The sequence below is a fragment of the Anaerolineales bacterium genome (assembly GCA_022866145.1).
Classification (GTDB): Bacteria; Chloroflexota; Anaerolineae; order Anaerolineales; family E44-bin32; genus PFL42.
This window is the reverse complement of the sequence record JALHUE010000414.1, coordinates 1-6997: the sequence shown is the minus strand read 5'-3', so window position 1 is coordinate 6997 and position 6997 is coordinate 1. Positions and strand designations below refer to the sequence as shown.

7 protein-coding genes are annotated in these 6997 nt (G+C 65.7%); all 7 read left to right on the top strand.

What is annotated here, in order from left to right; translation table 11 throughout:
• Nucleotides 1-658 precede the first annotated feature (658 nt).
• Nucleotides 659-1546, top strand: coding sequence for a GntR family transcriptional regulator (locus MUO23_12405; protein ID MCJ7513760.1), 888 nt, complete (start codon nt 659-661; stop codon nt 1544-1546).
• Nucleotides 1547-1745: 199 nt separating this feature from the next.
• A complete protein-coding gene (locus MUO23_12400) occupies nt 1746-2996 on the top strand; it encodes a sugar ABC transporter substrate-binding protein (protein MCJ7513759.1) in 1251 nt (416 codons plus the stop codon).
• 91 nt (nt 2997-3087) lie between these two features.
• The gene (locus MUO23_12395; protein ID MCJ7513758.1) at nt 3088-3849 is read left to right on the top strand and encodes an SDR family oxidoreductase; all 762 of its coding nucleotides are present in this window, start codon (nt 3088-3090) and stop codon (nt 3847-3849) included.
• A 21-nt stretch (nt 3850-3870) separates the two neighbouring features.
• Nucleotides 3871-5355 (top strand): sugar ABC transporter ATP-binding protein, encoded by a 1485-nt coding sequence (locus MUO23_12390; protein ID MCJ7513757.1) that lies wholly within the window; start codon nt 3871-3873, stop codon nt 5353-5355.
• A 17-nt stretch (nt 5356-5372) separates the two neighbouring features.
• Nucleotides 5373-6455, top strand: coding sequence for an ABC transporter permease (locus MUO23_12385; GenBank protein ID MCJ7513756.1), 1083 nt, complete (start codon nt 5373-5375; stop codon nt 6453-6455).
• An 18-nt stretch (nt 6456-6473) separates the two neighbouring features.
• Nucleotides 6474-6668: a hypothetical protein gene (locus MUO23_12380; GenBank protein ID MCJ7513755.1), complete on the top strand. Its 195-nt coding sequence runs from the start codon at nt 6474-6476 to the stop codon at nt 6666-6668.
• A gap of 28 nt (nt 6669-6696) precedes the next feature.
• Nucleotides 6697-6997: sugar phosphate isomerase/epimerase (locus tag MUO23_12375; GenBank protein MCJ7513754.1), on the top strand; the 301-nt coding region annotated here is incomplete at its 3' end.

Genomic DNA, 6997 nt, shown 5'->3' with positions numbered 1-6997 from the left:
GTCATCGTTCCGGTCCGCCGCAGGCTGACCACACCCTTGCGGCCCAACCCTGCTTCCAGCGCAGGATGAGCCAATCGGATGGCGAACCTTTCGCCGGCGCGATCATGGCTCCGTCGCCGGACGCGTGGCATGGCCTGGCGAGCCGCCCAGCGCGTACGATGGAGGGATGGGGCATGAACCGGAACTCGATCATCGCCGTTCTGCTGGGCCCCTCGCTGCTCTCCGGCGCCTGCAATCCCGGGGCTCCAACGGACCAGGTCGCGACTCCCTTTGCAGGCGGGTCGCCTGTCCCGGGGCCCGCGGCGGCGGCGCCGGCGCACGAGCCCGCATCGCTTTCGGCCCAGGACCTCCTGGAGGCCCTCCGCCACGATCTCGAGGACTTCGCTGGAGGCGCGGCTCCTGCCGACGACGTCACCATGGTCCTCGGCCTGGGGTCGGGCACCACGATGCTTGTCACTGGAGGAACCTCTCCTCCTCCTGCATCCCGGAACAAGACATAAGCGTTCTTGAGGTAGAGGCCGATTGGGGCCAGGTCATTCCTGTTCGTCGAGGGCGGCGGCGACCCTCAGGAGGGGAGTTGACACGTGGGAGATTGGTTGTACGATAATCAAGTAATGACAAGATGACATGATGATAACGCGGGCTGTCCCCTAACGACATGGAAGCCGGGACGAATCCCTCGCTACTGGTCATCGATCGGACGAGCCCGGTTCCCTACTACGCCCAAGTCAAGGAGCTCATTCGGCGCCGCATCGAGCGCGGCGAGTGGCCGGTGGGCGACCAACTGCCGGGGGAGGCCGACCTGTGTCGCATGTTCGAGGTCAGTCGGACGGTCGTCCGCCAGGCCCTGCGCGACCTCAGCGACGTGGGGATCGTCGCCCGTCGAAAGGGCAAGGGGACTTTCGTCGCTGAGCCCAAGATCGGCGAGAGCCTGGTCCAGCGCCTGACCGGCTTCTACCAAGACATGCAGGAACGCGGTCACGCCTCTGTGTCCCAGGTCCTGAAACAGCACGTGATCAGTGCCAGCTCCAAAGTGGCCGGCCATCTGGGCTTGGCCGGCGAGGCTCCTGTCATCGAAGTGGAACGCCTGCGGTTCATCAATGAGGAGCCCATCGTCCTCGTCACAACCTATCTGCCCTATTCGTTGTGCCCCAGTCTGGTCGAGGCCGATCTCACCCGTCAATCGCTCTACGGCCTTCTGTCGAAGGAGTGCGGCATTGAACTAGCGCGCGGACGGCGCACGATCGAGGCCTGGGCAGCCGGCGACCGTGAGGCGCAGCTCCTCAAGGTCCCGAAGGGAGCGCCTCTCATCATGCTGGAAAGCGTCAGCTACATGGCGGACGGTACTCCCATCGAATACTACCTGGCCCTCCACCGGGGGGACCGGTCCCGCTTCGAAGTCGAACTCATCCGCATGCGCGAGGGGCCGGGAAGGAGGCAGATTCTTGGAGGCGAGCCGGAGGACCTGCCATCGGGGAATGACCTGCGGGACGACCGGCCGATGCCGGGGGCGGCAGGAGAGCCCCTCCAGGCTATCTCGAAGTAGGCCGGCTCAGCCAATCCATCGGAGGAAGGGCTCGGTTAGGCCCGCCATCATGCCTTTGTGCGCGGACACCATGGGGGCCAGGACGACTGGTCACCCTCTTGTGAGGCTTGTGCCAGAAAGGAGGTCGGCGGCAGTTTGACGCTGCGAGGAGAATAGTGTCTCCCCATCATCCGAGATTCAATGAGGAAGGAGAAGGTTCATGTTCAGTGCTAGCAAGTCTCGTTACGTGTGGCTGGGGGCGCTGATGATCTTCAGCCTGCTCGCGGGCTCATGCGCGGCGCCGGCGGCGCCCCCGGCAGCTCCTGAAGCCACCAAGCCCCCGCCCGTCGAGGCGCCGGCCGCCACCGAGGCGCCGGCCGCGGCCGAACGCTGGTCGGAGCCCATCGTCATAGGTTGGACGCCTCCGGACATCACCGGGGTGTTCAAGACGGCGACGGACTTCTTTGAGCAGGCAGCGGAGGACGCCAATGCCAACGGGTTCAACGTGGAAGTCATCTCACAGTCGCCCGCCACGCATATCGCCTTCGCCGACCAGGTGGCGATCATCGAAGACTACATCCAGCGCGGGGTCGACGTCATCGCTATTTCCCCCATCGAGGTCGAGGTGATCAAGGGGGCTGTGACCAAGGCCAACGAGGCCGGCATACCGGTGATCATCGTCAACCTACTGGAGCCGATCGAGGGCCTCGATATCAGCTCCTACATCGGCTTCGACAACACCATCGGGGCCGAAGTGACAGCCTACGCCCTGCTCGACTACTTCGGCGGCCCGGGCGTGCTGGGTACCGGCCGGACGGTCGACGTGGCCCCGGATCAGTACCTTGACATCGAGTTCTGGAGAGACCTGTACAAGGACCTGCCGGCCAGCGAGGTGGCGCAGATCAAGGCCCGCGGCGCCATCATTGAAGGCGTCGCCGGTGGGTTCTTCTCCCAGGCGCGGCTCAACGGGTTCCACAACGTGCTGGATCCCTACCCTGGCATCGAAATCGTAGGAGCTCCGTGCGCCGCCGACTGGAACCGCGAGAAGGGCATCAAGTGCGCCGAGGACTTCCTCCAGGCGAACCCAGACAACCTCGACTTCTTCTGGGCGGCCTCCAACGAGATGGGCCTGGGCGCGATGCTCGCTTCGGAGTCCATCGATCGCTTGGAGCTGGCCAGCGAAGGTCCGGTGATCGGGGACGAGAAGGTGGCCGTCTTCACCAACGACGTCACCCCGGAATCGGTTGACCGAATTGCCGAAGGCAAGCTCGTGGCCGAGACGACCCACGGCTTCGCCGACTGGGGCTGGTTCGGCACCGAGTTCGGCGTGAAGCTCGCCTGCGGGCAAGAGGTGCCGGCGACGTATGACATCCGGCCGCGCATTGCCTACCAAGAAAACGCTCGTCAGTTCTATCCCCAGCCAGCTCTGCCGGAGATCGACTGGGAGGCGATCAAAGCCGACTGTAAGTAGCGGCCAAGTGTCCGATGATGGGGGGAGCCTTGCGAGGCTCCTCCCTCTTCGGGCTGGACCCTCCCACCATCTGGCAAGGAAGGAGGACGCGATGCGTTTCGAGGGACGAGTGGTTGTCGTCACCGGAGCGTCGAAGGGCATCGGGCGCGCCACGGCGGTCCGTTTCGGCCGGGAGGGGGCCCGGGTTGCCCTGCTTGACGTGGATGCCGAGGGGAGCCGAGCGGTCCTCGACGAGGTGGAGACGGCTGGCGGACAGGCCATCTTCCTCCAGGCCGACGTCAGCCTCGAAGACGATGTGAGGCGCGCCGTCGAACAGGTCTTGCAGGCCTGGGGCCGTCTGGACGTGCTGGTAAACAACGCCGGAATCTATGTGCAGGGGAACGCGGCCGAGACACCGTCCGAAGCGTGGCAACGCGTCCTGGCGACGAATCTCACCGGTCCCTTCCTGACAATCAAGTACGCTATCCCGGCCATGGAGCGAACGGGCGGGGGGGCCATCATCAACGTGTCGTCGGAGGCCGGCCTGGTGGGCATCTTGGGTCAGGTCGCCTACAATGTCTCCAAGGGAGGAGTAGTGGCCCTGACCCGCAGCTGTGCGGTGGACCTGGCGGGGCGCGGGATCCGGGTCAACTGCGTCTGCCCCGGCACGACCGACACACCGCTCGTCCAGGCGGCCGTCAGCCGCGCCCCGGATCCGGCGGCAGCCCGCCGCCGTCTCGAGCAAGCCCGGCCTCTGAACCGCCTCGGCACGTCGGAGGAGATCGCGGCGGCGATCCTCTTCCTGGCCAGCGACGAGGCGGCGTACGCCACCGGCTCGATCCTGAGCGTCGACGGCGGCTACACGGCGCAATAGCGCCCCCTGCTGGAGCCCCCGATGTCGCTCAGTGAGCCGGTGTTGCGGATGGAGCAGATCGACAAGCGGTTCCCAGGGGTTCACGCCCTCGATCATGTGGATTTCGACCTGTATGCCGGTGAAGTCCACGTCCTCCTAGGCGAAAACGGGGCCGGCAAGTCCACCCTGATGAAGATCCTGAGCGGATCCATCCCGCGGGATGGCGGCCGCATCTTCATCCAGGGGAAGGAAGTGCAGGACCTCATCCCGGAGCGTGCCCAATCGCACGGGATCGCCATGGTCTACCAGGAATTCAGTCTGGTGCCGGCGCTCACCGTGGCCGAGAACCTGTTTCTCGGCAGCCTGCCGCGCACCCGGCTGAGGATGGTGGACTGGCGACGGACGTTCCGGCTGGCCGAAGAAAGCCTGGCGGAGCTGGGGGTCGAGGTCAACCCCCGAGCGGAAGTGCGCTCCCTGACCGTGGCCGAGAAACAGCTGACGGAGATCGCCCGGGTGCTGGCCAAGCGGCCGCGCATCCTTGTGATGGACGAACCGACGTCGGCCCTCTCGGATGTGGAACGCGAGCGGCTGCTGGTGATCCTGCGACGGATGCGTGAGCGGGGAGTCGCCATCGTCCATATTTCCCATCGTCTAGCCGAGGTGCCGTTGATCGGGCAACGGGTGACCATCCTGCGGGACGGGAAGCGTATCGCCACCCTGCCGGTCGAAGCCGCCACCCAGGACGACCTTATCCAGATGATGGTAGGTCGCGAGCTGACGGAGCAATACCCCCGGCGTGGCCGTCCGCAGGCGAGGCAGGTACTCGAGCTGCGCAAGTTGTCTGTGCCCGGCGCGCTTCGGGAGGTCTCGTTCGAGCTGCACGCCGGCGAGGTTCTCGGCATCTTCGGCCTGATGGGGGCGGGGCAGACGGAGTTGGCGCGGGCCCTGTTCGGGCTCGAGTCGAAAGCCACCGGGGAGATCTTCATCAACGGCCAACGCGTCCGCCTGGAGCGCCCGTCGGATTCCATTCGCCATGGGATGGGCTTCCTGCCGCGCGAGCGTCGGGAGGGGATCGTGCCAATGCTGCCGATCCCACCCAACATCACCCTGGGCCGTCTCAGCCAGGTGTCCCCTGCTCGCTGGTTGAACCTGCGCTCGGAGCGCGAGGTGGCCTCGGGCTATGTACAGGACCTGCGCATTCAGCCGCCTTCGCTGGACCGGCCCGTGATCTACCTGAGCGGCGGCAACCAGCAGAAGGTCGTCCTCTCCCGCTGGTTGTGCAGCGGGGCCAAGGTCCTGGTACTGGACGATCCGACCCGCGGCGTGGACGTGGGGGCCAAGGCCGAGGTCTTTTCCCTGATCGATCACCTCACGCAGCAGGGCGTGGGCGTGATCCTGATTTCTTCGGAGATGGCGGAACTTCTGGCGATGGCCGACCGTATCCTGGTGATGAGGGGCGGGCGGCTGACGGCTGAGTATCCTCGGGGCGCGGCCACGCAGGAAGACCTGTTGCGCGACGCGAGCTGAGCGACCTGGAGGTCACCGTGACGGAGAAACCAACGGTCGAGCCAGCCGACTCCCCGGTTCAGCCGCCTGATGCCGGGGAGGCGAGAGCCAGCCGGGGCGCGGCCCTCCTTCGACAGGGGTTGCTGCGGGTCGGGCCGCTCATCGCCCTGTTCGTGTTGGCGGGTTACCTGTCGTTCGCCACGCCGCACTTCCTGACGGTCAGCAACGCCGTCAACGTGGCCCGCCAGACGTCGATCACCGCTATCCTGGCCGTCGGCCAGACCCTGGTGATCATCACGGGGGGGATCGACCTGTCGGTTGGCGCTATGGCCGCCCTCTCGGCGTGCGTGGCGGCCGTCCTCATGACGCAACGGATCGAGGTGGCCGGGTTGGCCTTCGGGCCGGTCCCGGCGGGGGTCGGGCTGCTGGTAGCGTTGGCGGTAGGCACGATCGCAGGTTGGCTCAACGGCTTCATTATCACCCGCGGGCGAATCCCGGACTTCATCGCCACGCTGGGCACACTCGGCGTGTACCGTGGCATCGCGCTGCTGATCACCGGAGGGCTCCCCGTCCCCTCACACCTGACGGCCACGGAGCTGAAGGGGTACTTGCCGGACCAGGTCATCTGGCTGGGCGCCGGGGATGTCGGGGGGTTTCCCGCCGCGGCCCTGGTTGCCCTGGCCGTCGGGTTCGTCGGTTGGTTCATCCTGCGTTACACGGCGCTAGGGCGGGCCGCCTTCGCCGTCGGGGGAAATCGGGAGGCAGCCCACGTTTCCGGCATCAATACCGACCGTACGAAAGTCCTCGTCTACACCATCTGCGGGCTCATGGCGGCCATCGGCGGCCTGGTGTTGGCCGGCCGGCTGAATTCGGCCAACGCCTTGATGGCGGACGATGAGAACCTGAGATCCATCGCCGCGGTCGTCATCGGCGGGACCAACCTGTTCGGCGGCGAGGGCGGCGTCATCGGGACGCTGATCGGGGCACTGATCATGGGCGTTCTGGCCAACGGGATGAACCTGCTCAACGTCAGCGCCTTCTGGCAGCGCATTACCCAGGGTCTGACCATCATCGTCGTCGTCGTCTTTGACCAGTGGCGTCGCCGGCGCATGAGGACCTGACGGGGAAGGCGGCTTGCCTTGAAGTATGTTGTCAGCAACTGGAGCTATGGGGACGAGCCAATCGGAGAAGCTTTCGCTCGCCTGAGCGTCCCGCCGGAGGCATTCCTCCCGAGCTATCCCTGTAACCACATCCACGGCATTGTGGGCGAGCGGGTGGACGAACTGTTGGACGCGGCCGATAGATCGGGGAACGAAGCCATAGCGTGTTCGTGAACCGATCCCTGCAAGGAGGCTGGCCGCCGTGAACAAGATAGGAATCTACTACGCCTACTGGACCCACGATTGGGAGGCTGACTTCCATCCGTTTGTCGACAAGGCGGCCGACCTTGGATTCGATGTGCTCGAGGTGAATGCGGGCACTATCGCAGGCATGAAAGCCGAGGCGCGGAGGCATTTGCAGTACCACGCGCAATCCCGGAACCTTGGGCTTTCCCACTGCATCGGGCTGCCCGCTCGGTATGATGTCGCCTCTCCGGATGCGGCCACTCGCAAGCGCGGCCTGCGCTTCCTGGAGAAGATCATCCGCGCAATAGGCGAGATGG